This window comes from Antrihabitans stalagmiti (assembly GCF_016482825.1).
Lineage (GTDB): Bacteria > Actinomycetota > Actinomycetes > Mycobacteriales > Mycobacteriaceae > Antrihabitans > Antrihabitans stalagmiti.
Genome location: NZ_JAEMNV010000003.1, coordinates 12,915 through 35,024, shown reverse-complemented (window position 1 = coordinate 35,024; position 22,110 = coordinate 12,915). Strand labels below are relative to the sequence as shown.

Annotated in this window: 25 protein-coding genes; 9 read left to right on the top strand and 16 right to left on the bottom strand. The window is 63.4% G+C overall.

Annotation, left to right across the window (positions count from 1 at the left end):
- Window positions 1-70 precede the first annotated feature (70 nt).
- Window positions 71-2,395, bottom strand: a complete 2,325-nt coding sequence (lon, locus tag JGU71_RS08710; protein ID WP_199703688.1) for an endopeptidase La — start codon at window positions 2,393-2,395, stop codon at window positions 71-73.
- Window positions 2,396-2,615: 220 nt separating this feature from the next.
- Between lon and JGU71_RS08705 the strand changes: the two genes are divergently transcribed.
- Window positions 2,616-4,055 (top strand): short-chain fatty acid transporter, encoded by a 1,440-nt coding sequence (locus JGU71_RS08705; RefSeq protein WP_199703687.1) that lies wholly within the window; start codon window positions 2,616-2,618, stop codon window positions 4,053-4,055.
- Window positions 4,056-4,087: 32 nt separating this feature from the next.
- A complete protein-coding gene (locus JGU71_RS08700; protein ID WP_199703686.1) occupies window positions 4,088-4,483 on the top strand; it encodes a hypothetical protein in 396 nt (131 codons plus the stop codon).
- A gap of 145 nt (window positions 4,484-4,628) precedes the next feature.
- On the opposite strand, the gene JGU71_RS30205 is transcribed toward JGU71_RS08700, so the two are convergent.
- From JGU71_RS30205 to JGU71_RS08690, 3 genes are all read right to left on the bottom strand, one after another.
- Window positions 4,629-4,757: a hypothetical protein gene (locus tag JGU71_RS30205; RefSeq protein ID WP_267908387.1), complete on the bottom strand. Its 129-nt coding sequence runs from the start codon at window positions 4,755-4,757 to the stop codon at window positions 4,629-4,631.
- Between the two features lie 42 nt (window positions 4,758-4,799).
- On the bottom strand, window positions 4,800-5,678 hold the full coding sequence (locus tag JGU71_RS08695; protein WP_199703685.1) for a hypothetical protein: 879 nt from the start codon (window positions 5,676-5,678) through the stop codon (window positions 4,800-4,802).
- 104 nt (window positions 5,679-5,782) lie between these two features.
- Complete coding sequence (locus JGU71_RS08690; RefSeq protein ID WP_199703684.1) at window positions 5,783-6,838, bottom strand: SDR family oxidoreductase; 1,056 nt, start codon at window positions 6,836-6,838, stop codon at window positions 5,783-5,785.
- 90 nt (window positions 6,839-6,928) lie between these two features.
- Here JGU71_RS08690 and JGU71_RS08685 point away from each other — a divergent pair, with 90 nt between their 5' ends.
- Together JGU71_RS08685 and JGU71_RS08680 are read left to right on the top strand one after the other, a co-directional pair.
- A complete protein-coding gene (locus tag JGU71_RS08685; protein ID WP_199703683.1) occupies window positions 6,929-7,237 on the top strand; it encodes an ArsR/SmtB family transcription factor in 309 nt (102 codons plus the stop codon).
- A 121-nt stretch (window positions 7,238-7,358) separates the two neighbouring features.
- A complete protein-coding gene (locus JGU71_RS08680) occupies window positions 7,359-8,261 on the top strand; it encodes an SMP-30/gluconolactonase/LRE family protein (RefSeq protein WP_199703682.1) in 903 nt (300 codons plus the stop codon).
- 82 nt (window positions 8,262-8,343) lie between these two features.
- Here the strand turns inward: JGU71_RS08680 and JGU71_RS08675 are convergent, their stop codons facing one another.
- Window positions 8,344-9,087 (bottom strand): glucose 1-dehydrogenase, encoded by a 744-nt coding sequence (locus JGU71_RS08675; protein WP_199703681.1) that lies wholly within the window; start codon window positions 9,085-9,087, stop codon window positions 8,344-8,346.
- A 74-nt stretch (window positions 9,088-9,161) separates the two neighbouring features.
- On the opposite strand from JGU71_RS08675, the gene JGU71_RS08670 reads away from it, so the two are divergent.
- The 4 genes from JGU71_RS08670 to JGU71_RS08655 all read left to right on the top strand — a co-directional run bounded on the left by JGU71_RS08670 (window position 9,162) and on the right by JGU71_RS08655 (window position 13,591).
- Entirely contained in the window at window positions 9,162-9,749 is a 588-nt protein-coding gene (locus JGU71_RS08670) for a TetR/AcrR family transcriptional regulator (protein ID WP_199703680.1), read from the top strand.
- Window positions 9,746-10,909 (top strand): NADH:flavin oxidoreductase, encoded by a 1,164-nt coding sequence (locus JGU71_RS08665; RefSeq protein WP_199703679.1) that lies wholly within the window; start codon window positions 9,746-9,748, stop codon window positions 10,907-10,909. The genes JGU71_RS08670 and JGU71_RS08665 overlap by 4 nt, the downstream gene beginning before the upstream one ends.
- Before the next feature lie 110 nt (window positions 10,910-11,019).
- The gene (locus tag JGU71_RS30200) at window positions 11,020-12,360 is read left to right on the top strand and encodes a DUF7159 family protein (protein WP_199703678.1); all 1,341 of its coding nucleotides are present in this window, start codon (window positions 11,020-11,022) and stop codon (window positions 12,358-12,360) included.
- Between the two features lie 22 nt (window positions 12,361-12,382).
- The gene (locus JGU71_RS08655; RefSeq protein WP_233528992.1) at window positions 12,383-13,591 is read left to right on the top strand and encodes a lipase family protein; all 1,209 of its coding nucleotides are present in this window, start codon (window positions 12,383-12,385) and stop codon (window positions 13,589-13,591) included.
- Here the strand turns inward: JGU71_RS08655 and JGU71_RS08650 are convergent, their stop codons facing one another.
- Window positions 13,592-14,560 (bottom strand): AraC family transcriptional regulator, encoded by a 969-nt coding sequence (locus JGU71_RS08650; RefSeq protein ID WP_199703677.1) that lies wholly within the window; start codon window positions 14,558-14,560, stop codon window positions 13,592-13,594. It lies immediately after the preceding gene.
- A gap of 132 nt (window positions 14,561-14,692) precedes the next feature.
- Between JGU71_RS08650 and JGU71_RS08645 the strand changes: the two genes are divergently transcribed.
- Window positions 14,693-15,490: an alpha/beta fold hydrolase gene (locus JGU71_RS08645; protein ID WP_199703676.1), complete on the top strand. Its 798-nt coding sequence runs from the start codon at window positions 14,693-14,695 to the stop codon at window positions 15,488-15,490.
- Window positions 15,491-15,560: 70 nt separating this feature from the next.
- Here the strand turns inward: JGU71_RS08645 and JGU71_RS08640 are convergent, their stop codons facing one another.
- From JGU71_RS08640 to JGU71_RS08595, 10 genes are all read right to left on the bottom strand, one after another.
- Window positions 15,561-17,096: an AMP-binding protein gene (locus tag JGU71_RS08640; protein ID WP_199703675.1), complete on the bottom strand. Its 1,536-nt coding sequence runs from the start codon at window positions 17,094-17,096 to the stop codon at window positions 15,561-15,563.
- A gap of 305 nt (window positions 17,097-17,401) precedes the next feature.
- Window positions 17,402-18,163, bottom strand: a complete 762-nt coding sequence (locus tag JGU71_RS30195) for a DUF222 domain-containing protein (protein WP_267908386.1) — start codon at window positions 18,161-18,163, stop codon at window positions 17,402-17,404.
- Between the two features lie 37 nt (window positions 18,164-18,200).
- Window positions 18,201-18,800 carry a DUF222 domain-containing protein gene (locus tag JGU71_RS30190; protein ID WP_199703674.1) on the bottom strand — a complete coding sequence of 200 codons (600 nt, stop codon included), beginning with the start codon at window positions 18,798-18,800 and terminating at the stop codon, window positions 18,201-18,203.
- A 234-nt stretch (window positions 18,801-19,034) separates the two neighbouring features.
- Complete coding sequence (locus JGU71_RS08625; protein WP_199703673.1) at window positions 19,035-19,208, bottom strand: CsbD family protein; 174 nt, start codon at window positions 19,206-19,208, stop codon at window positions 19,035-19,037.
- Between the two features lie 56 nt (window positions 19,209-19,264).
- Window positions 19,265-19,831: an Asp23/Gls24 family envelope stress response protein gene (locus tag JGU71_RS08620; protein WP_199703672.1), complete on the bottom strand. Its 567-nt coding sequence runs from the start codon at window positions 19,829-19,831 to the stop codon at window positions 19,265-19,267.
- Window positions 19,828-20,358 carry a DUF6286 domain-containing protein gene (locus JGU71_RS08615; protein ID WP_199703671.1) on the bottom strand — a complete coding sequence of 177 codons (531 nt, stop codon included), beginning with the start codon at window positions 20,356-20,358 and terminating at the stop codon, window positions 19,828-19,830. Before JGU71_RS08615 ends, JGU71_RS08620 begins: the two co-directional genes overlap by 4 nt.
- Window positions 20,355-20,741: an Asp23/Gls24 family envelope stress response protein gene (locus JGU71_RS08610; RefSeq protein WP_199703670.1), complete on the bottom strand. Its 387-nt coding sequence runs from the start codon at window positions 20,739-20,741 to the stop codon at window positions 20,355-20,357. The genes JGU71_RS08615 and JGU71_RS08610 overlap by 4 nt, the downstream gene beginning before the upstream one ends.
- Window positions 20,734-20,913: a hypothetical protein gene (locus tag JGU71_RS08605; protein WP_199703669.1), complete on the bottom strand. Its 180-nt coding sequence runs from the start codon at window positions 20,911-20,913 to the stop codon at window positions 20,734-20,736. The genes JGU71_RS08610 and JGU71_RS08605 overlap by 8 nt, the downstream gene beginning before the upstream one ends.
- A gap of 288 nt (window positions 20,914-21,201) precedes the next feature.
- Window positions 21,202-21,510, bottom strand: coding sequence for an Asp23/Gls24 family envelope stress response protein (locus JGU71_RS08600; RefSeq protein ID WP_199703668.1), 309 nt, complete (start codon window positions 21,508-21,510; stop codon window positions 21,202-21,204).
- Window positions 21,507-21,980, bottom strand: a complete 474-nt coding sequence (locus tag JGU71_RS08595) for an Asp23/Gls24 family envelope stress response protein (protein ID WP_199703667.1) — start codon at window positions 21,978-21,980, stop codon at window positions 21,507-21,509. The genes JGU71_RS08600 and JGU71_RS08595 overlap by 4 nt, the downstream gene beginning before the upstream one ends.
- Between the last annotated feature and the right edge of the window lie 130 nt (window positions 21,981-22,110).

The window sequence follows — 22,110 nt, the reverse complement described above, 5'->3', positions numbered from 1 at the left end:
CGCGTGCCATGTGCCCGCACGGAAGAGGCCGTCCGCACCGAGATCGGAATGCGGACGGCCTCTCCTGTGATCAGGCTGCGGCGGTCGCCGTTTCGCGAACCGGCTCGATCGCGGCCGACAGGATGTCAGCGACGTCCGACACCAGCTTCACCTCGACGGCAGCCAACACCTCGGCTGGCACGTCGTCCAGGTCCGGCTCGTTGCGCTTCGGCAGGAATACCGTTGTGAGACCAGCACGTTGGGCCGCGAGCAGCTTCTGCTTCACACCGCCGATCGGGAGCACCCGACCGTTGAGCGTGACCTCACCGGTCATGCCGACGTCCGAGCGGACCGGCCGACCCAATGCGAGCGACGTCAACGCGGTCACCATCGTCACGCCTGCAGAAGGACCGTCCTTCGGGACCGCACCCGCAGGAACGTGCACGTGGATGCTGCGATCGAGCACACTTGCCTCGATACCCAATTCCTCCAGGTGCGACCGCACGTAGGTCAGTGCGATCTGTGCGGATTCCTTCATCACGTCGCCGAGCTGTCCGGTCAGCGTCAGACCCGACTTTCCGTCGGCAGCGTTCGCTTCGATGAAGAGGACGTCGCCGCCCATACCGGTCACCGCAAGCCCCGTCGAAACGCCCGGAACTGCTGTGCGCTCATGGGATTCCGGCGTGAAGCGGGGCCTGCCGAGGAAGTCTTTCAGCCCGGCCTTGTCGATGACGACGACCTGTTCACCTTCCTGTGCGAGCCGAGTTGCCGCCTTACGCAACGCCTTTGCGACCAGGCGTTCCATCTGTCTGACCCCGGCTTCACGCGTGTAGTTCGCCGCGATCTCGCGCAATGCGTCGTCGGTCAGCGTCACCTCGTCCGCCGTGAGCGCTGCACGTTCGAGCTGACGTGGCACGAGGAAGTCACGAGCGATCGCAACCTTGTCGTCCTCGGTGTAGCCGTCGACCGTGATCAGCTCCATACGGTCCAACAACGCCTGCGGAATCGTGTCGATCACGTTGGCGGTCGCGATGAACAGAACGTCCGACAGGTCGAGATCGAGGTCGAGGTAGTGGTCCCGGAACGTGTGGTTCTGCGCCGGATCGAGCACCTCGAGCAGAGCCGCCGCGGGGTCACCGCGGTAGTCGGCTCCGACCTTGTCGATCTCGTCGAGCAGGACAACAGGATTCATCGATCCCGCTTCCTTGATCGCTCGCACGATGCGGCCGGGAAGCGCCCCGACGTAGGTCCGCCGGTGACCCCTGATCTCCGCTTCGTCACGCACGCCGCCAAGGGCAACGCGAACGAACTTGCGGTCCAAAGCCCTTGCGACGCTTTCGCCGAGCGAGGTCTTGCCAACTCCGGGTGGGCCGACGAGCACCATCACAGCACCGGACCCACGGCCCCCGACGACTTCGAGTCCACGCTGCGCACGACGCGACCGAACGGCCAAGTACTCGACCATCCGATCCTTTACCTCGTCGAGGCCATGGTGATCGGCGTCGAGGACCGCACGAGCAGCCTTGACGTCGGTGCTGTCAGCGGTCCGCTCGGTCCACGGCAGTTCCAGCACGGTGTCCAACCAGGTTCGGATCCAACCGGATTCGGGACTCTGGTCACTCGACCGCTCCAGGCGACCGACCTCACGCATCGCGGCTTCCCGCACAGCGTCGGGCAGGTCGGCCTGCTCGACGCGAGTCCGGTAGTCGTCGGCGCCGTCGGGTTCGCCTTCGCCGAGTTCCTTGCGGATCGCGGCGAGCTGCTGGCGGAGCAAGAACTCGCGTTGACTCTTCTCCATACCTTCGCGGACGTCGTCGCTGATCTTCTCGGTGACCTCGGCCTCGGCGATGTGGGTCTTGGTCCACTCGATCAGCGTCGTCAAACGCTCTGCGACATCCGGTGTTTCGAGCAGTTCACGCTTCTGCTCGTCGGTCAGGTACGGCGCGTAGCCAGCGGTGTCGGCTATGGCAGACGGATCCGACAGCTTGTTGACGGCGTCGATGATCTGCCACGCTTCGCGGCGCTGCAACACGGCGACGACGAGCTTCTTGTAGTCGGCGGCAAGTTCGGTGGTCCGCCCGTCCGCCTTGGCGGTGTCGACCGGTTCGGTCTCGACCCACAGCGCCGCACCCGGGCCGGTCACGCCGTGACCGATCTTTGCGCGCTGTTCAGCTTTCAAAACGGCTGCGGGCGTGCCGCCGCGCATCCTCCCGACCTGCTCGATCGTGGCGATAACGCCGTAGGCCGCGTAGCGGTCGTCCAGTCGGGGAGCGACGAGGACCTGGCCGTTGCTGCTCGCGCGAGCGGCGTCGATCGCGGCCTGGGCCGGTTCGTCCAATTCGATCGGCACAACCATGCCCGGGAGCACTACCGGATCGGTCAGGAACAGCACGGGCAAATTCAGTGTCGAAGTCATATTTCGGCCCTTTCCAAAGTTGAGCGATACCTACTCAACCCCGGGTACTGCCGGGTTGTTCCGGATCGCTGTTCGCCGTCAGCGGACGCGGACGTAACAACGCCGAACGGGCTCTCACGGCCGCTTTCAGCGCCGGATCGCGACACTGGAGGCCCGTTCGAGGTTTACCTGCCACCGCAGGGGCTACCTTCGTAGCGCGGGGGCAGAAGGAGACCGGAACATGACATCTGCCAGCACAAACGCAGCTTCCGAGAAGGGGCTGGCCAGGGTTGCCCAACGGCTGGCCGGTTGGACGGAGAAATGGTTCCCCGACGCATACGTCGTCGCTCTCGCCGGAGTTGTCGTTGTCGCCGTTGCCGCCTTCGCCAACGGGTCCTCGCCACAAATGGTCGCCGATGCCTTCGGCAACGGGTTCTGGGACCTGACCGCATTCACTCTGCAGATGGCGATGGTCGTCCTGACCGGTTATGTCGTTGCGACCTCCCCGCCGGTGGCCCGGTTGATCGATCGGCTGGCCGCCGTTCCCCGGACAGCTGCCACTGCCGTGAGCTTCGTCGCGCTGCTGGCGATGTCGGTATCGCTCTTGAACTGGGGCCTCAGCCTCGTCTTCGGTGGACTGCTTGCCCGCGCCATCGCTCGCCGCACGGATCTGCGGGTCGACTACCGAGCCCTCGGTGCGGCGGCGTTTATGGGGTTGGGTGCGGTGTGGGCACTCGGGCTGTCGTCCTCCGCGGCACAGCTGCAGGCCACCGCGTCGTCTTTGCCGCCGGCGCTGCTGAAGATCACCGGTGTTCTCGACTTCGGCACAACCATCTTCACGTGGCAGTCGATCGTCATGTGCGCCGTCATCATCGTGCTGTCCGTGGTGATCGCGCACTTCTCCGCTCCGCGCGGTGCGGCGATCAAGACGGCCGAGGACATGGGCGTCGACGTGCACGACGAGCCCGAGGAAGTCCCACCGCGCTCGCGTCCAGGCGAATGGCTGGAGTACAGCCGGATCCTGCCGATCCTTGCGGGCCTGCTGACGGTGGGATGGCTTGTGTCCCAACTGTTCAGCAAACCCGTACTGACCGTGGTCAGCAGCCTCAACGGTTACCTCCTCGTCTTTCTGATGCTCGGTCTGGTGCTGCACGGGACACCCCGCAAGTTCTTGCAATCCGTATCCCAAGCGGTTCCTGCGACCGCCGGAATCCTCGTCCAGTTTCCGCTGTACGCCGCGATGGCTGCGATTCTCACGAAGGCCGAGGGCAGGGGTGGAACCACCATCTCCGAGCACCTCGCAGAGTTCTTCACCAGCATCGGCAGCGGTGGGGGATTCGCCGTCGTCATCGCCCTGTACACCGTGGTGCTCGGCATCTTCGTCCCGTCAGGTGGCGGAAAATGGCTGGTCGAGGCCCCGTACGTGATGCAGTCGTCGACGGACGTCCAGATGAACCTCGGTTGGACCGTCCAGATCTACAACGTTGCCGAAGCACTACCGAACCTGATCAATCCGTTCTTTATGCTGCCCCTGTTGGCGGTGCTGAAACTGCGGGCACGCGATCTCGTCGGCTTTACCTTCCTGCAGTTCATTTTTCATCTGCCCGTCGTCCTGGTGCTGGTGTGGCTGCTCGGGACGACGTTCGACTTCGTGCCGCCGGTCATCCCACCGACTCCGTGACGTGGACCAACTGCCGGGGTTACGGTCACTGCATGAGACGACAACTTCGTGCGATCCTTCTGACAGTTCCCGCCGCCGCCGCCCTCGTCTGCCTCGGAGCGGGCACAGCATCAGCCGACGCAACCATCACCGGCACAGGCGGACCCGGCAAGGTCATCACCAACGTCGCCAACGATGGGACAGCGCGGGAATGCGACGTCCACGTCATCAACCAACTGAACCAGACCATTGCATCGAAGCACGTCAGCCTTGCCCCGAACGCCCGCAAGACTGTGAAGCTCTACCACATTCCGCCGGCGAGCTACTACATCGTCGTCATGGATTGCACTGGCCAGCAACGGACTTACATCGACGGCGGCGTCGTTGTCACGCCGAGCGATCCGTTGACAGACTTCATCGACACCATCAGCGACGCGGCAGGTAGCTGACCAACCAACGCACCATTCTCCGGCGACTACTGCACTGTGAAAACCGCGGTGCGTCCGCTGAGTCTCTCCTTGTCGGTGACATCGACTGTGAACTCATAGGTTCCCGGTGGGATCGATGCCGTGCCCTTCTGCGCATCGACTTCCGTTATGCCGCCATCGATTGCGCGGCAGACGAATTGGACACGGGCGTTCCGGAGGTATTTCCGCAGCCGAGCAACGTGAGCATCGCCGTCGTCGCAGCCAACCAGATTCCAATCCTATTGGTATAAGCCATGTTTCCTACTTTCGGCGCCTGGCTATCGACGATGCTGATCGGCTACTCGACCACGAACGACAGGCCGATCGACGTTCCACTGCTGTCGTCACCGATATGGACGACGATCCCGTACGTACCCGCCGGGAAAGGACCGGCTTCGAATGTCCATTGGTTGTTCCCGGAGGCGTTTCCGGCGACTTCGTCTTCTTTTACGATCTTTCCGTCGGATTCCGATGTCCACGTAGTTCTGAGTTGCACCGGAATCGAATCGGTCACGTTGCGGGTTTCGACTGTCGCGACGACGACTATCGTCTCGGTGCGGTCGAACGGCGATACCAGACGGCCTTCGACGTCGAGATCCCGTTTCAGCTCGGCGTCGGCCAGCCACGGTTCGAACAATGACGGGTTCGAATCCTTCGCCGCTGGCGACGCGCTTGTACCGGGGCTCGATTCCTCTACGTCGAAAGAATGACTGTACGAGGTCGATTCGTAGCCCTCGATCATGGTGCGGAGCTGGAAAGACACGTAATAGGTACCGGCCTTGAATGTCGGTCCGAAGTCGACCGCTACCTCACCCTTGCCTGTGATCGACGCCTGCGTCGTCCTCTGGTCGGTCGGAGTCAGTGTGCCCGTTTCGCTCACAGATCCGAACGTGACGTCGATATCCGCCTCGAACTTGGCATCGAGGTCGTGCATTTCGATCATGAGGACGGCGTAAACACCGCTGCTGGGTGACACAGTCGACGCGTTGGAGGCGCTCGGATCGGTACGAATATCGATCTCGGCTTCGAGCGGGTCGTACAGGGTCGGAACGCCCGACATGGTCTGTGCGACAGTTGGTTCTGCCGTCACCGGATCGGCGGAATCACCACATCCAACGAGCGCTAACGCGGCAACGATCGTGGCGATGAGCGTGCTTGAACGTCTCGTTGGAGCCATGCCGCCTTCTTCAGTCGACTTCGGGATCTCGTCAACTATCGCGTCCCGCACGGGCCTCCGATAGGCACCCGAAGGGTCATTTCGGCCCACCCCCTTTCGGCTCCTCAGGCGATCAGTTTGCGTTCCCGCATGTCGGTGAAGAGTCGTAGGAACATCTCCTCGGTGTCGACGTGCCTGTGGAACCCGAACCTTCGAGCTTTCGATCCATCTGCGATCACGTCGTAGTCCCAGCCGAAGACGAAATCGCCGAAGGCCCAGGACGATACGTCGGCGTAGGCGGTGTTGCGCAGTCCGTGTTCACGAATCATGCTGTCCCAGAGCGGTTCTTTGTCGGCCATCACGACATCCATGGACATCGGCAGCGGTGGCGCGACATCGAGTTCGAAGAATTCGGCGATCTTGGGCCACATGTGCTCCCAGCGAAAGAGATCGCCGTTGTTGATGTTGAATGCCTGGTTCGCGCACGCCGGAGTCGTGGCAGCCCAGACCGTCGCTTCGGCAAGCAAGCCTGCATCGGTCATCTCGATGAGGCTCGAGTAGGCACCTGGCTTTCCGGGGAATCGCAGCGGTACGCCGAGTTGCTTGGACATGCTGGCATAGACAGCAATCACGAGTGCAAGGTTCATTGGATTGCCCAGTGCAACACCACATACGACGGATGGACGGATTGCCGACCACGTCCAGTCCTTGCCGCGTTGCCGGTCTTCGAGGAACTGTTGCTGATCGACGTTGAACTCAGGCGGCATATGCGGCGGATCGCTCTCCCGCGCAGGAGTTTTGAACGGTCCGAGGTGGGCGCCGTATACCTTGTAGCCCTGCATGAGGCTGATGTGTTCGAGTTGGTTCGCGACGGGTTCGATCGCCGAGACCGTGTTGACGAGCATCGCAACATTGGGTTCGACAAGTTCCGCCCAGGTCGGCCGATCCTGGTAGGCGGCGTAGAAGATGTGGGTGACGTCGGTGAGCCCGCTCAGCTTGTCGACGGTATCGATGGGGTCGAGCAGGTCGACCGAGATGTGTTGTACCCGTTCGGAATTTGCTCCGCCCCGGCGAGACAGGCCGATGATCTGCCATAGTCCAGTGGCTTCGAGATGATCGATCAGATTCCCGCCGATGACTCCGCGGGCGCCGACCACGAGTGCAACCCTCTTGCCTGTCATTGCCGTCTCCTCATTGTTATATCGCGATTTACCGATATTGAAGTAGAGCATACATATCGTAATTTCGCGATATTTCGGTATGCTGACGTCATGACCGACGCCGCCGACTGGGAGTCCGCGTTCCGCGCGCTCGCGAATCCGACCCGCGTGCAAATCCTGCAATGGCTGAAGGACCCCACCAGCTTTCCGCCACAACTCGAACCGGCCGAAGATGTCGGCGTCTGCCTCAAGCACATTCAGGCCAGGGCGCAGGTGTCGCAGTCGACCGCATCGCAGTACATGGCAGCGCTGCAAAGCGCTGGTTTGGTGACCAGCCGACGGATCGGCCAATGGACCCATTACCAACGCAACGAAGATCAGATCTCCAAGCTCGCGGACTTCATCGGGTCGGGACTCTGACCCGATCCGAGCCGATGGGCTCGAATAGGCTGTTACGCGAACATCGCGCGAGTAGTCAGCACCGCAACAGCCTGCTCGCCGCCGAACCAGCGAATCAGAGGCAGCGTTGAACTCACACCTTGTGCGCAAGTCGATCTGGTCGGCAACGGCAGCCCTGGCACTCGCGGCCATCGCCGCACCGGCACCCGCAGGAGCTGCACCGACCGGCTGCACGCCCGCGACTGCGAATATCGCTGTGGCAACCGGCATTCCGGTGCTCGACATGTCCGAAAACATCGGTTACGACGCAGCAGGCAATCTCTGGGTCGCGCGGGTGCTGCGTAACGAGGTCCAGCGCTACGACGCCGCCGGAAACGTGACTGCGCGGGTGCCCGTTTTCGCACCGGGTGCGATCAGGCTAGGACCCGACAACCTGCTCTACGTCAACTTCGGCAACTTCACTGCCAACATCGTTCCGGGTTCACGCACGGGCGGCGTCGTCAGATTCGATCCATCCGCCATCGGCGCCGCACCAGAGGTATTCGCCACAGGCCTCGGCATGCCGAACGGCGCAGCGTTCGACGATGCCGGCTACCTCTACGTCGCCGACACGTCGGCCGGTGTGGTTCGCATTCGGCCCGACGGTTCCATCGACGCGGACTGGACCCGCGCGGCCCGCCACTTCAGCGCGAACGGTGTTGCCGTACTTGGTGATTCCGTCTACGTCACGATCATGGCCACTCCGTCGAGCCAGGTCGTGCGCATCCCGATCGCCGATCCGGGCGCACAGACCGTTGCCGCCGAGCTGAGCCCGGGACTCACTTTGCCCGCGATACCGGACGACCTCGTCGTCGGCTCCGACAATCAGCTCTACGTCACGACGACCACCGGACGGCTGTTCCGGGTCGACCCGACCAACGGCAACACCTGCACGGTGCTCGGTGGCGAACCGATTACATCTGCGGCGACGGTCCCAGGAACCGATGGCCAGCTGATCCTCGGGACCGAGAGCGGCAATCTGCTGCGCGTGCAGCTCGGCAAATGACCCCGATGGGCCTGGAGCTACATTTTCGGCACGAATACGCGGATTTCCGTCAATCTGACCGAATAATGTTGGCGTAGGCCCACTACGTGAACGTCTTGTGCGGAACTCCGCTCAGCAGTCCGCCGTCGATCACAAATTCGGAGCCCGTGCAGTAGGACGACTCGTCGCTGGCGAGGAACAACACCATCGCGGACACCTCTTCAGGTTCGCACCCACGCCCGAGCGGGATGGTGAGGAGGTCTTCCGGGATGCCCGCTGTCATGGGTGTACGGACAAGGCCGGGATGGACCGAATTGGCGCGGATGTTGTGCGGCGCAAGTTCGAGGGCAACCGACTTCGTAAGCCCGCGTACCGCGAATTTTGTAGCGGTGTAGCCGTGTAGGCCCGGGCTGCCGCGGTAGCCCTCGACGGAGGACACGTTGATGATCGACCCGGGTCCGGAGTCGATCATCGCCTGAGCTGCGGCCTTGATTCCGAGGAACGTGCCGGTGAGATTGATATCGATGATCGACTGCCACTGCGCCAGCTCGAACTTCGTGATCACGTTCCCGTTGACGATGCCGGCATTGTTGATCAGCACCGACAGACCGCCGTACCGCTCGACAGTTGCCGCGACCGCCGCTACCCAACTCTCCTCGTCAGTCACATCGAGCCGCACGAAGGTGGCACGCTCGCCGATGCTCTCGGCAAGTGCTCGACCTTCCTCGTCGAGCAGATCGCCGATGACGACGGCGGCTCCCTCGGCCGCAAGTGCCCGTGCGTGAGAAGCGCCCATACCGCGTGCGCCTCCGCTGATAAGTGCGATCTTGCCGTCAACTCTGCCCACCGCAGGCTCCGTTCCGAAGTCGCCGAATTCAATCACTGATTGATTCACTGATTGAAACATGTTCTACTCGATGCATGCCAGTAAACACCGACACCGGCCCGAGGGAAAGACTGCTCGGTGCGGCCGAACAACTTCTTCTCACAGCCGAGTACGACCAGGTGTCGGTCCGGGCAATCTGCGCCGAGGCCGGGGCCAATCCCGCGGCTGTGCACTATCACTTCGGCACCAAGACCGCGCTGGTCACGGCCTTGCTCGAAGACCGACTTGCGCCGAGTTGGGCGTCGACCCTCGACCATCTCGCCGACGCGGACTCGACCGTCGCGAGCTACGTGGACGCCATCATCGAACCGTTTGCGGACCTCGCCGCCGAGCCGTCCGGTCGCCTGTACCTGAGGCTGCTTTCGCGGGTTGTGCTCGGCCGGTTGCGGGTGCAGTGGAGTTCACGTTGGTTCCGGCTGGACTCGTGGGCCGACGTTCTTCGCGAGGAGTGTCCCGGTCTCACCGAACAGGAAGCTCAACGTCGCTGGGCGCTGGCATTCGAGCTGGTCCTGCAGCAGTTCGGCGATCCGACAGCAGACCGCGCACCGACCCCTGCCGCCGTACGGACGCTGCGCGCGTTTGTGCTCGCGGGCCTGACAACGGCATCCGAGGACACCCCATGACCGACGTCTTTGCACCCGCAACCCTTGGGCCGATCACCCTGCGCAACAGAGTGATCAAAGCCGCCACCTTCGAGGGCCAGACACCGAACGCGCTGGTCACCGACGGATTGATCGAATACCACCGCAGACCCGCGGCCGGCGGAGTCGGCATGACAACCGTCGCCTACTGTGCCGTGTCACCCGAAGGCCGCACGGACCGCCACCAGATCTGGATGCGACCCGACGCCGTCGCTGGGCTCCGCCGATTGACCGACACGATTCACGCTGAAGGTGCGGCGGTATCGGCGCAGATCGGTCATGCCGGACCGGTCGCCAATGCTGCCTCCAACCGGTTGCCCGCGCTTGCTCCCGGTCGACTGTTCAGCCCGCTTGGCATGGCACTGACAAAGAAGCCCGATGCCGCCGAGCTCGCTCGGGTGGTGCGCGCCCACGCCGACGCTGCATTGTTCGCCGAACGATCGGGCTTCGACGCCGTCGAGATCCACTTCGGCCACAACTACCTGGTCAGCGCGTTCCTCAGCCCACTCCTCAATCGACGCAAGGACAGTTACGGCGGTGTCCTCGCGAATCGAGCACGGTTGGCTCTCGACATAGCGCGTGCTGTTCGTGACGCCGTCGGGGGCAGGTTGGCGATCACGGCCAAACTGAACATGGACGACGGCGTCCCCGGCGGACTGTGGCTCGACGAAAGTCTCCAGGTCGCGCAATGGCTCGAAGCCGACGCAACGCTTGACGCACTCGAGCTGACCGCAGGAAGCTCGCTCCTGAATCCGATGTATCTGTTTCGCGGAAAGTCGCCGATCAAGGACTTCTCCGCTGCGATGCCGAAGCCGCTCGGCTGGGGAATGCGTATGAGCGGCAAAGCTTTTCTGCGCGAGTATCCGTACCAGGAGGCATACCTTCTCGACAGCGCCCGACAGTTTCGGCGCGAGCTGACGATGCCGTTGATCCTGCTCGGTGGGATCACCCGCAAGGAGACGATGGACCTCGCGATGGGGGAAGGTTTCGAGTTCGTCGCGATGGCACGCGCGCTGCTTCGTGAGCCCGACCTGTTGACGCGCATCCAGGCCGACGCCACCACTCACTCGGCGTGCATCCACTGCAATCGCTGTATGCCGACGATCTACAGCGGGACGAGGTGCGTGCTCGCCTCAGGATGATCTCCGAGAAATGGGGTACCCCTGTAACGGTCGTCACTCGTCGGGCTCCCATCTGGGAACCGACCAGTCACGAATACATAACGAGGGATTCCTATCGGGAGGTTGACCACATGGCCACAATCGGCGTTTCGACCGAGAGTGGGGTAGTGCGTGGCGTGCTGCTCGCTGACAACATTGCTGATTCACCGGATTCGCCACCCCGTGTGCTCAACCGCGGTGAACGAGATCTGGTCGCGGAAACCGACCCGGCGACAGCCGCGGCGGTAGCGTCCGTCCTCGACGCGCTGGAGGCCGAACTCGGTCCCGACGAGGAGATCGATGCAACGGTCGTTTCGTGCCACACCTCGGGTGAGCGCACTGCCATCGAAAGCCGACTGGCCGACGGTCGATGGAGTTCGTCGTCACTGGTGACAGCCGATTCCGCTCTCCTTGCGACTGTGAAAGACATGCCCGACCTGGACGATTACGCCACGCTGCTCGTGTACGAGGTCATCTACGACCACAAAGCACTTTCGGTCGTCGACGCGGGTCGCACCGAGGTCCTCGCATCCGATACCGCAACTGGCGGCGACATCGACGCCGGTGCCATCGGCGCATCGGTGAGCCAGGCCTGGTCGCTGCTCGATTCGATCGACGCCAAGCCAGATGCCGTCGTACTGCTCGGCGCGTCGGCCGACGAACCAGAGGTTGCGCCCGTTCTCGAGCTCGGCTTCGGCGTTCCCGTCATCCTCGCCCCGGAACTCGAATCCGCCGAAGCGATCGGCGCAGCACTGATCGCGCGCGACACCCACGAGGCCGAGCCTGCGAGCACCGAGGCAGCTCCGCTTGTCGCACCGGTCGTCGCAACTCCCACGCCCGAACTGGTAACCGAACCCGAGCCCGAAGAACCGACGGCAGTGGTCGCAACGACCGGTCGCTCCAACCGCAAGAGGGTCGTTGCCGTTGCCGCAGCGGCCGCGTTGGTCGGTCTCGGCACCCTCGGTGCTACGCAACTTCTCGCCGGGTCCGCGGCGGGAACTGATTCGACGACTCTCTCGGCGGCACAGCTCGCGGCGCTCGCTCCGTCGGTCGACGCACCGACCCCGGCTGCCGCTGCCCCGGCCGCACCTGTCCCGACTCCTGCTGCAGGTGCTCCCGCCGATCCCGCGCGCGTCGACGCCGCGCCCGCGACGCCGGACTGGACGCAGCCGAACGTTGCGCCCGCACCGGCAACCCCGTGGCCCGCAGACAATGTGCCGAATTCCGTTGCTCCCCAACAGCCGGCAAGTGCACCGGTCGCGCCGCGACCGCAGCCGGCACCACCGCTACCAGCAAAGGTCGGCGCGCCGAACGCGATCGGCCTGTTCCCGGGTGAGGGGCCGCCGCCGCCGCTAGGCTCCGACCCGAGAGCAATCGAGCAGTGGTGGGAACACCACGGACAACTGAAGGACCGGTGGTTGCACGGTGGCTAGGCCCTGGCTTACAAGCGCATTGTTGGCAGCCACCGCAACACTTATGACGTGGTCCGGTGCGACCGCACACGCCGACCCCGCATCGGACTTTCTCGATCCGAAACCGAATCCACCGCTGTATCTTCCTACGCCCCTTGGGGATCCGTTCTTCGAACCGACAGCAGGCTTCGAGGCGACCGCTCCGGGAACGGTCCTGCGAACCCGTGGCATCACCGTGCCCGGTCTCGCGGTTCCGAGCGCAACGACGCAGCTGCTATTTCGGTCCACCGATTCCAAAAATCGTCCGATCGCAGCGGCCACCAGCGTCATCGTCCCGACCGCGGAATGGACCGGCGGCGGACCCCGCCCCGTCGTCTCGTACAACATCGCAATCGACTCGCTCGGCAATGCCTGCGCCCCATCGGCGATGCTGCCGAAAGGCACAGTCGCCGAAGAAGACTCGATAGAGAGCCTGCTCTCCCGCAACTTCGCCGTCGTCGTCACCGACTACCAGGGCCCACGACAGGCTTACTCGGCCGGACTCGTCTCGGGCCACACCGTGCTCGATTCGTTGCGCGCGGCAGTCGGTCGCAGCGAACTCGGCCTCACCGCGTCGTCGCCGATCGGCATAACCGGATACTCCGGCGGCGCGATCGCGTCCGGCTGGGCAGCACAACTTGCGCCGAGCTACGCGCCCGAACTGAACATCGTCGGAGTCGCATTCGGTGGTCCGCCAACCGATTACAACATTTTGCACAAGTCGCTCAATGGCCAGATCGGGTCCGGGCTCTACCTCGCCGCGTCGACCGGATTGGCGCGCGAATACCCGGAACTGCTCCGGCTGTACAACGCGAACGGTTTGCGGCTCATGCAGGTCAACAAGGACCAATGCGCCGATATCCTTTCCTACCAGGGCATTTTTATGCTTCCCATCGAAGCACTCGCCAAGGACCAGAACTCCTTCACCGATCCGCTGATTCGACAGGTCATCGCCGAAAACCGTATGGGCGCCTCGGCTCCCACCACACCGATCTTCATCTACCAAGGGCTGCAGGACTATTGGATCCCCAAGGAGGGAGCCGAGAACCTGCAGAACGAGTGGTGTGCGGGCGGTGCCTCGGTGCGGCTGGAGGAGATGCCGGGTGACCACAGCGTCGTTTCGGGGACCGGGAAACCCGTGGCTTTCGCATGGCTCGCGGAGCGGCTGACCGGCACCCCCGCACAGCCCGGCTGCAGCACCGTGGTCCGCTAGCTAATCGAGCAGGCCACGCACTTCACGCGGAGTTGCTCCGAATCGTTCGCCGAATGCGGCGCCGAAGTTGCTGAGTGACGAAAACCCGGACGCGAAAGCAACTTCCGCGATGCTGAGATTGCGAAGCGCTGGGTCGACGAGGCGTCGCCGGGCCTGCCGAAGTCTTTCCTCACGGATCAACTCACGCGGCGTTGTGCCTGCCCGCTGCAAAGCCAACTGAACCTGTCGAAGCGACCACCCGAGTTCGCGCGCGATCACCCCACCGTTGAGGGTTGGCACGTCCGAGTTGAGCCGCACATGCCTGCGCACGGACGACTCGACCGCAGCTAGTCCCGTATCAGCTCCCGACTCCTGGATTCTGCTGGTCAGTGCGGACGACAACTCAACGATGTGCTCACATGCGATCTCGAAGTCGTGCGCCGCGAAGTGACCCCGCTCGTCCGCGAGCGTGCGAATCATCGAGCCGAGCACAACGCCGAGTCCGGCGCGCAGATCCAGCGTTTGCGCGGCGGGCTCGAACCCGTGTGTGCGGTCGGCTGTCGCGGCGGGAATAGTCAGGACCAATGCCTGCACAGCCCGGCCATGCAGAAGTTCGAAGGGCGTTCGCGTCGAGATGAGTCCTGCAGTGCCGGGACCGAGCGTGATCGAACCGTCGTCGATGCGGATCGTCAGCGCACCCCTGTACGGGACCACCAACCTGTAGTCGTCGTTGGGATCGCGGCGAATCTGCTCGATCGACCGCACGTAGTCGATGCCGTCCGACCAGAACTCCACCAGCTGAAACCCTCTGGCCCGCTGGACTTGCGTCGCGCCGTGAAAGTCGTTGCCACCGGGAAAGCGATAGTCGAAGAGGCAGTGGTTCTCGCGGACATGTTCGGTCCAGAACTCGGCTCGCTCACCTGGGTCGAGATCTAGCGTCGAAGTTCGCCTGTGTGTGTACTGACTGGGGGTGTACTGCTCTGTCCGCATCGCGCCGCCTCACTCCCGATCCACAGTAGGCGAGGAAGGCTTGCGCGCGCGAGGGTGTTGTCTGCGCGTGGGGAGAAGTCCGGCGTCGCTGGAGTGCCTACCGTTGATGTCAACGACACGAGGAGATTGACGATGGCATCGATCGACGTGAACGGAACGACACTGGCCTACGACGAGGCGGGACCGAAGGACGCGACCGCCGTCGTGTTCAGCCACTCGCTCTTCTTCAACCGCGCGATGTTCGATTACCACTTGGAGCACTTCTCGCCGCAGTACCGAGTCGTGACCTACGACCATCGCGGACAGGGCGAAAGCGCAAGTGCCCCGCTGGATCAGCTCGACATGGACACCCTCACCGACGACGCCGCAGCGCTGATCGAGGCGCTCGAACTCGGACCGTGCCACTTCGTCGGCAACTCGATGGGTGGTTTCGTCGCCCTTCGGCTCGCCGCGCGTCGGCCTGACCTACTGCGGTCGGCGGTCGCCCTCAATTCTTCGGCAGAAGAAGAGCACAAGCTCGCGGAGTTCGAGCCGGTCGTCGCCGCGGCACGGGACAAGGGTCCTGCCGAATTGATCGACATCCTGATGTACATCATGTTCGGCGACACCTCGATCGCCGAGGAAACGCCCGCGGCAAAGCAATGGCGTCTGCACATGTTGTCGCTACCGAATTCGATTGCCGATTCGGCGCACCAGGTCATCCACAGGCGCTCCATCGTCGACGAGTTGGCATCGACGAAGGTGCCCGTCCTTGCCATTGCAGGCTCCGAAGATCACGCCTACCCGCCGCCGATCTCGTCGGAGAACATCGCCGCCGCATCGGGTGGCAGGCACCTCACCGTCGAGGCAGCCGGACACTCGGTCAGCGCCGAGCAACTCGAGATCGTCGCGGGTCATCTGCGTGATCACTTCGCGAGGGTCGACGGCTGACGCTCCACTTCCGACGTGTCGGCGCGGGTTTCCGCGCTCGGGACACGCGAGTGGAGCACCAGCAGCACACTCAATTGATCTGACGATCCTGCCCGTCCCAAAATGGCTGCCGCAGTTTGAATTTCTGCAACTTCCCGGTGGCGGTGCGCACCAGCTCGGCACGGAACTCGATCCGCTTGGGGCACTTGTAACCCGCCAAGTACTTGCGGCAGTGGGTGATCAGATCTTCGGCGGTCACGTCGCCGTCGAGGACGACGAGCGCCGTCACAAGTTCGCCCCACTTCTCGTCGGGTATTCCGATGACCGCAACCTCGCGGACCGCCTCGTGCTGCATAAGCGCGTCCTCGACCTCGATGGACGACACGTTCTCGCCGCCCGTGATGATGACGTCCTTCTTCCGATCAGCGATCGTGAGGTAGCCGTCCTCGAACGTTCCACCGTCGCCGGTGTGAAACCAGTTGTCTGCCTGCGCTTCTGCGGTTGCCTCTGGATTGCGCCAGTACGACTTCAGGTTGTGATTGGTCTGAGTCAGAACTTCGCCGGATTCGTCGATCTTGATCCGCACGCCGATGGCCGGGGCTCCCGCACGCCCAAGTCGGCGAGCTTGCTCGGACGGATCGAGGTCGTCCCACTCCGCACGCATCCGCGACATCGTCAGCAGTGGCGCGGTCTCGGTGAGGCCGTAGATCTGGATGAACTCCCACCCGAGTTCGTCACGGACGCGCTCGATCGTGCGTGTCGGCGGCGGGGCGCCGGCAACGATGATGCGAACGGTGTCGCGTCCGGGGATGGGACCGTCCCAGTCTTTTGCCGCGTCGAGCGCTGCCGCCACCACCGCGGGCGCTGCACAGAGATAGGTGACGCCGTGCCGTTGGATACGACGCAGGATCTCGGCGCCGTCGATCTGCCGAATCACGACGTGCGTGACGCCCATACCGGTAGCGGCGAACGGCTGGCCCCACCCGTTAGCATGGAACATCGGCAGCGTGTGCAGGTAGACGTCGCGGTCGTTCACGCCGGATTGCCAACCGAACACGGTCGCGTTCGTCCACTCGTTGCGGTGCGTCATCTCGACGCCTTTGGGTCGGGCGGTGGTTCCGGACGTGTAGTTGATCGTTGCGGTCGCGTCCTCGTCCGCTTCCCACGGCTGGGGATCGGCCGAACTCGCCCAGATCTTGTCGTCGTCTTCGCCGAGCACGAAGACGTGTTTGCAGTCGATCTTGTTTCGAGAGTCGTCCAACAGCGAGCGCAACGCTGGATCCACCAGCAGGACTTCGGCTTCGGAGTGCTCGACGATGTATTTGACCTCGGCAGCAGCGAGCCGAAAGTTGATGGGCACCAGGACCCGTCCCCAGCCCGAGACGCCGAAGAAGGAGGTCAGTAGCCGTGCCGAATTGTGCGAGATGATCGCGACTTTCGCCCCGACCCCGATACCGAGTTCGTCCAGAGTTGCCGCCTGCGACCGCGCGCGCCGATGCATTTCGCGATAGGTGATCTCGCCCCAGGAATCGGCCGGTTGATCCGGTTCGTCGACGATCGCGATGCGGTCCGGATAAACGGTGACGGCACGATCCAAGAAGTCTGTGACTGCCAGCGGGTAATGCACGGATACCCCTCTTCGACGAAGCGTTCGCACCGGTAACGGTGTTCACCCATCATCGTGCGCGGGGGGCGATCCGCACCACCCCCGAATGGGGGCGGCAGAGTCCGCGGTATCAGTTCCGTATTCCGACGCCTCGATTGGAGACCACATGTAGGACTGGGCACCACCCTCCCCTGCATGGGATCTCGCAATCGTCGCAGCAGAACGCAGCGAAATATATCCACCTTCCGAATGACACCTGCTTGGCTGACACCCGATCCGGGGGCGCGAGTCATCGGACGCACGGCGAATCCCTCTGCCGGTCAGCGTCAGTCGAGGTCCCAGTATTCGTGGGGATGGAAGTAGTGGTTGATTCGCGGCTTTCGGGTCGGATCGATATGTTTCGGCGGAACCCACAGAACCCGACCAGGATATTTATGGTCGGCGCCGGCGACGATGGCGTGCCAATCTGTGTCCTTCACCCCGGCGAGCCGATGATGGGTATCGCACACCAACGCAAGCTGATCGACATCGGTGAGACCGAGTTGGGCAACCCATTCCCGGCAATGATGACAAGCGCACATATTGGCTGGTCGTGAACACGTCGGGAAGGTACAGCCCTTGTCTTTGGCGAAACAGACGAGGCGTTGATCACCCTGCGCGATCCGCTTGGACCGGCCCAGATAGATCGGACGACCAGCATCATCGAACAATGCCAGGTAGTGCCGGGCGTGGCGAGCCATCCGCAACACTTCGCGGATCGGCACCAGTGATCCACCGCCGGTGATCGCGGTCCCGGACGCCTCTTCGAGTTCCTTCACCGTCATCGTCACCACCACCGTCACCGGCAGACCCCGATGCTGGCCGAGAGTTCCGGACGCCAATGCATCGCGCAGGATCGCTTTGAGTGCGTCGTGCTGCCGCTTTTCCAGGGACCGATCATCCCGCTTCACCGTCTCGGCCGCCGGTTCCTCCTCGACCGTCGACGCCTCGTCCGCGGGGTTGAGGACACCTGGTTTGGCGTACTTCGCGAACGCCGCCTCCAAATACGCACGCAGTTCCGGGTCGACGCAGAAACTGCCTTTCGTCATCAGATCCGCACCCTGAGGGCCGAGAGTGAAACTACGTTTACGCGCCCGTTCGGCTTCCGGCTGCGGGACCGTCCGGGTTCAGATACCCGAGAATCCGGTTCGCCGCGGTCCGCAGTTGGTCGGGCCGCAGGACACGGGCCTGCTCGGCAAGTTTCTGTTCGGCAAGCTCCGCGGTCTCGTTCTCGACATCGAGCCGGACATGGCGAAAGAATTCGCGGATCACCTTCACATGCTCATCACCGATCGCACCGTCGGCCACTGCTGCAGCGGTCGCAGGATAGGTCGGGTTGCGCCGAGCTCCGCTGAATGTCACCTGCGGGGACAGATCATCAGCGATCCGGATCCGGGTGCGGGCCTCACTGGGGCTGATCCGCAGTGCGTCGGCGAGGGTGTTGGCGACGTTGTCGTCGCCGAGTTCCCCACAGCGCCATTGACGTTCGATGGTGTTGATCAACGGGTAGACGAAACCGGGGACGGTGCGCCCGATCGTTTCGAGGCGTTGGGTGACGACGACGCGTTGAGGGTTGGTGGCGAGTTCGTCGAATCCGGCGTCGCGCAGTTCACGAAATCCTGCTTCGATCTTCGCCAACGCAGCGTCCACCCGGGTGGCGGGTTGCGGTGTCGGGTTCGAAAGCATGATCGAATCCTATCGCCACCCACCGACAGGTTCCGACGTGAAAGCATTGGGCCACAACGCCTTCGACCCACGGCGCCGAGCAGGCACTTACTGCAACAAAACGCGTGAGGCCTCCCCGATTAGTGCCTGCTCGGCACCGAATCTGCAACACGCGTACGTAGCAGCCGGGCACAGGCGGTTCGAACGCCGCGAGCGCGGGACCGGTAATCGGTCCCGCGCTCGACCCCTCGAACGTCAGTTCTTGAAAACGTCCTTGACGTTCTCGCCGACCTTCTTGATGCCGGCCGAACCCTGGTCCTTCTTGCCTTCTGCCTCGAGATCGGAGTTGTTGGTGGCGTCACCGACAACTTCCTTGACCTTGCCGACGGTGTCTTCGACGGCGTTCTTGGCCTTGTCGACAATTCCCATGGTGTGTTCCTTTCTACGTGCCCACTCGATTCGAGTGGGCTGTCTTTGGGTACGCGCTACCGCTCGGTGCGGCCGCGCCGTGGTGGTTTGGCTTGAAGTGCGATCCGCGTGACGACGGGGATGCCCGTTGCCGATTCGACGATGTCTGCCTGCTGGGCCGTGGCGGCGGAGACGACGTCGGCGAGGCCGGCGTTGTCTGCAGCTGTCGCGGAGATCTCGATGATCCGTTGGCCGCGATCAGCGAGCGACCTACCCCGGGCGGTCGCGATGGACGGAGTCGTGCCGAGCGTCGAGGCTGCTGCGGCAGCAAACGTGTCGAGGTCGACGCGCAGTGCACCTGCGCCGTTGGATGCCGGCAAGGTCACCTCACCGAGCCCTCGACGTGGTCGATGAGCGACCAGCCACCAGAGGCCGAGCACTATTGCGACTGCGCCGCCTGCGCCCAATGCCCATGCCCACCAGGCTTGTTCGTCCACGCCCACCGCCCAGGCAAGCACGAGCGTCCGACGATCTTCGGGCAGGTAGTCGAGTTGCCACGCTACCGCCAGCGACCCGAGCGCCATAAACGCCAACCCGATGAGTCCGACCAGGACGCGATCGGTGACAACATTCGCGCGGGTCATCGTGCTGCCTCCGAGAATGCGATGGCGAGCTTAGGACGCTTCGACAGGACTGCCAGCTCACGACCGAGCGCTGCTTCGGTGGCTGCACCGACAGCTGCCTTATCCACATCGGAAAGAACGCGTCCTTTGATGACCACCTTGCGAAACGACCCACGGACCTCTACCTTTTCGACTCCAGAAACGTCACTGGCTGTGCGCCTTACGAATTCGAGCAGGTCGTGCCGACGAATCCAGAGTCCGTCCGTCGCGAGACCGGTGTGCGTCGATCGGCGCGGCTTCAGAGCCGAGGCAAGTAGCAACAGTCCGACCACCGCGACGGCAATGCCTGCAGGCACCATCCATGCCTGTGCGCTCAACCCGTCGAGCCTGCCGAGAGCGGGAGCAATCCAGGGCTGGCCGGCGACAGCGCCTGCCTCGACCAACGTGTCTCGGATTGCGACACCCCCGACTGCGATGAGGGCGAGGGCGGCTCCGATCGCTGCTGGGCGTAGCGCTGGAGCCGATCTGGGCGGTTTCGCACTTGTCATCTCACTCGTCCTGTCAGTTCGTCCGGCCCATCCGAGCTAGCGGGGACCAGGCTTTTGATCGTCACGTCTACACGGTCGACGGTCATACCCGTGTACTCACCGACCTTGCTGGCAATGTCGGCCCGAACCTGTTCTGCGACAGCAACAACGGAAGCCGGCCAGGTGACTGCCAAGTCGGCGTCGATCCTGATGTGGCCACCATCGACGTGGGCCGATATCCGCGGAAAACCACGGCCGGTGACCTTCGTCAGCATCGACTCGCGCGGGACCACACCGGCAACCGACGTTGCCACCGTCGACGCGATGCGGGTGATCACCCGATCGTCGACTCGCAGCGTTCCACGGTCACCGGCGTCGGTGCGGCCTTCTGCTTGCTCAATCACGACCGCGACCTCGCATTACGGACGCCAAATCGACGTCACCCGCGGTGTACGCGCCGACTGCGAACCCGATGGCGCCGAGGACCAACGCCAACAACAGTCCGGTGAATCCTCCTGCTGCGGCCGCGATGGCCAACAACAGACCAGCAAATAGTCCGATGACTGCGTTCGACACTGTGGGGCTCCAATGTTCCTGGGATCTGGCTAGATTTCGAAATAGCGTCGACGTCCGACGCGTTTGGCCTGTTTCGTCGCGACTCTGACAACCCGACGCAGCCGGGTTCGAATCGATTGTGCAGCAACAATATTTGCGGTAGACGTGGGGATTCGCCGAGCCTGACCGAACTCTCGATCGACGGCGGCGAGCGCCGCTGACAGCGACTCGGCGTCCCCACCTACATCGGGGTGGTGCGTGCGCGCCGCCGCTCGGCGGCGCGCACGATACTCCTGCGAGAAGTCCCGATCATCTTGCGGCACTGCGGATCACGTCTTCGACGATGACGTGGACCGGTCCGGGGACCAATGCTGCCACGGCGGTGCGGATTTCGTCCGCTGCCGTCCGAATCGACGTTCCCAAAGCGAGTGACACATGAATTTCGGTACCCGCATCGGTCAGCCGAATTCCGGAGACACGGCGACCCGGCAGATACGTTGCCGCCTCGCCGAAGATGCCACCGTGCAGTTCGGCAACGCCGTCCACCGCGAGGACTGCGTGTGCGACGGTGTCCGCGAGTTCAGGTTCGTCGCGGCCGGGCGTGCTGTTGACGCTCACTGCACTCGCGAGGTCTCTTCGGGACCCTCGTCGAATCCCTCGTCGAGGTAGACATCGTGCACGACGATATTGACCTCGGTGACCTCCAAGCCGGTCATCCGCTCGACAGCAGCGATCACGTTGCGTCGAATGCCTACTGCCAGATCGGCAATGGACACGCCGTACTCGGCAACGATGTCGATATCGACAGCCGCCTGACGCTCGCCGACCTCGACCGAGACGCCCTGGGACTGGTTGACTCGCGCACCTGGAATCCGTTCGCGCAGCGCGCCGATTGCGCGGGTGACGCCGCCGCCGACGCTGTGCACTCCCTGGACCTCGCGAGTCGCGATGCCTGCGATCTTCGATACAACGGTGTCCGCGATCGTCGTGCGACCGGTCGAACTCACCAGAGCCGAATCAGGCTGTGTCGCAACCTGCTTCTGCGCGATGTTCGTGGTCTTCGAGGACTGCACCTCAGTGGTGGTCATTGCCAATCCCTTTCGTTATCGGACTCGGCCGTGTCTCTCATTCTTCGAGACTCGGCCAGACGTGTTTTATGGTCGCTCCGCAAGCTGCGCGCCTCGGTGGCGATGCTTCTCGACTGTGTTTGTCAGAAGT

What these genes read in the sequence shown, in the direction of transcription:
- lon (WP_199703688.1), bottom strand. Translation starts at nt 2,395, where the DNA reads ATGACTTCGACACTGAATTTGCCCGTGCTGTTCCTGACCGATCCGGTA.
- JGU71_RS08705 (WP_199703687.1), top strand. Translation starts at nt 2,616, where the DNA reads ATGACATCTGCCAGCACAAACGCAGCTTCCGAGAAGGGGCTGGCCAGG.
- JGU71_RS08700 (WP_199703686.1), top strand. Translation starts at nt 4,088, where the DNA reads ATGAGACGACAACTTCGTGCGATCCTTCTGACAGTTCCCGCCGCCGCC.
- JGU71_RS30205 (WP_267908387.1), bottom strand. Translation starts at nt 4,757, where the DNA reads ATGGCTTATACCAATAGGATTGGAATCTGGTTGGCTGCGACGACGGCG.
- JGU71_RS08695 (WP_199703685.1), bottom strand. Translation starts at nt 5,678, where the DNA reads ATGGCTCCAACGAGACGTTCAAGCACGCTCATCGCCACGATCGTTGCC.
- JGU71_RS08690 (WP_199703684.1), bottom strand. Translation starts at nt 6,838, where the DNA reads ATGACAGGCAAGAGGGTTGCACTCGTGGTCGGCGCCCGCGGAGTCATC.
- JGU71_RS08685 (WP_199703683.1), top strand. Translation starts at nt 6,929, where the DNA reads ATGACCGACGCCGCCGACTGGGAGTCCGCGTTCCGCGCGCTCGCGAAT.
- JGU71_RS08670 (WP_199703680.1), top strand. Translation starts at nt 9,162, where the DNA reads ATGCCAGTAAACACCGACACCGGCCCGAGGGAAAGACTGCTCGGTGCG.
- JGU71_RS08665 (WP_199703679.1), top strand. Translation starts at nt 9,746, where the DNA reads ATGACCGACGTCTTTGCACCCGCAACCCTTGGGCCGATCACCCTGCGC.
- JGU71_RS30200 (WP_199703678.1), top strand. Translation starts at nt 11,020, where the DNA reads ATGGCCACAATCGGCGTTTCGACCGAGAGTGGGGTAGTGCGTGGCGTG.
- JGU71_RS08650 (WP_199703677.1), bottom strand. Translation starts at nt 14,560, where the DNA reads ATGCGGACAGAGCAGTACACCCCCAGTCAGTACACACACAGGCGAACT.
- JGU71_RS08645 (WP_199703676.1), top strand. Translation starts at nt 14,693, where the DNA reads ATGGCATCGATCGACGTGAACGGAACGACACTGGCCTACGACGAGGCG.
- JGU71_RS30195 (WP_267908386.1), bottom strand. Translation starts at nt 18,163, where the DNA reads ATGACGAAAGGCAGTTTCTGCGTCGACCCGGAACTGCGTGCGTATTTG.
- JGU71_RS30190 (WP_199703674.1), bottom strand. Translation starts at nt 18,800, where the DNA reads ATGCTTTCGAACCCGACACCGCAACCCGCCACCCGGGTGGACGCTGCG.
- JGU71_RS08625 (WP_199703673.1), bottom strand. Translation starts at nt 19,208, where the DNA reads ATGGGAATTGTCGACAAGGCCAAGAACGCCGTCGAAGACACCGTCGGC.
- JGU71_RS08620 (WP_199703672.1), bottom strand. Translation starts at nt 19,831, where the DNA reads ATGACCCGCGCGAATGTTGTCACCGATCGCGTCCTGGTCGGACTCATC.
- JGU71_RS08615 (WP_199703671.1), bottom strand. Translation starts at nt 20,358, where the DNA reads ATGACAAGTGCGAAACCGCCCAGATCGGCTCCAGCGCTACGCCCAGCA.
- JGU71_RS08595 (WP_199703667.1), bottom strand. Translation starts at nt 21,980, where the DNA reads ATGACCACCACTGAGGTGCAGTCCTCGAAGACCACGAACATCGCGCAG.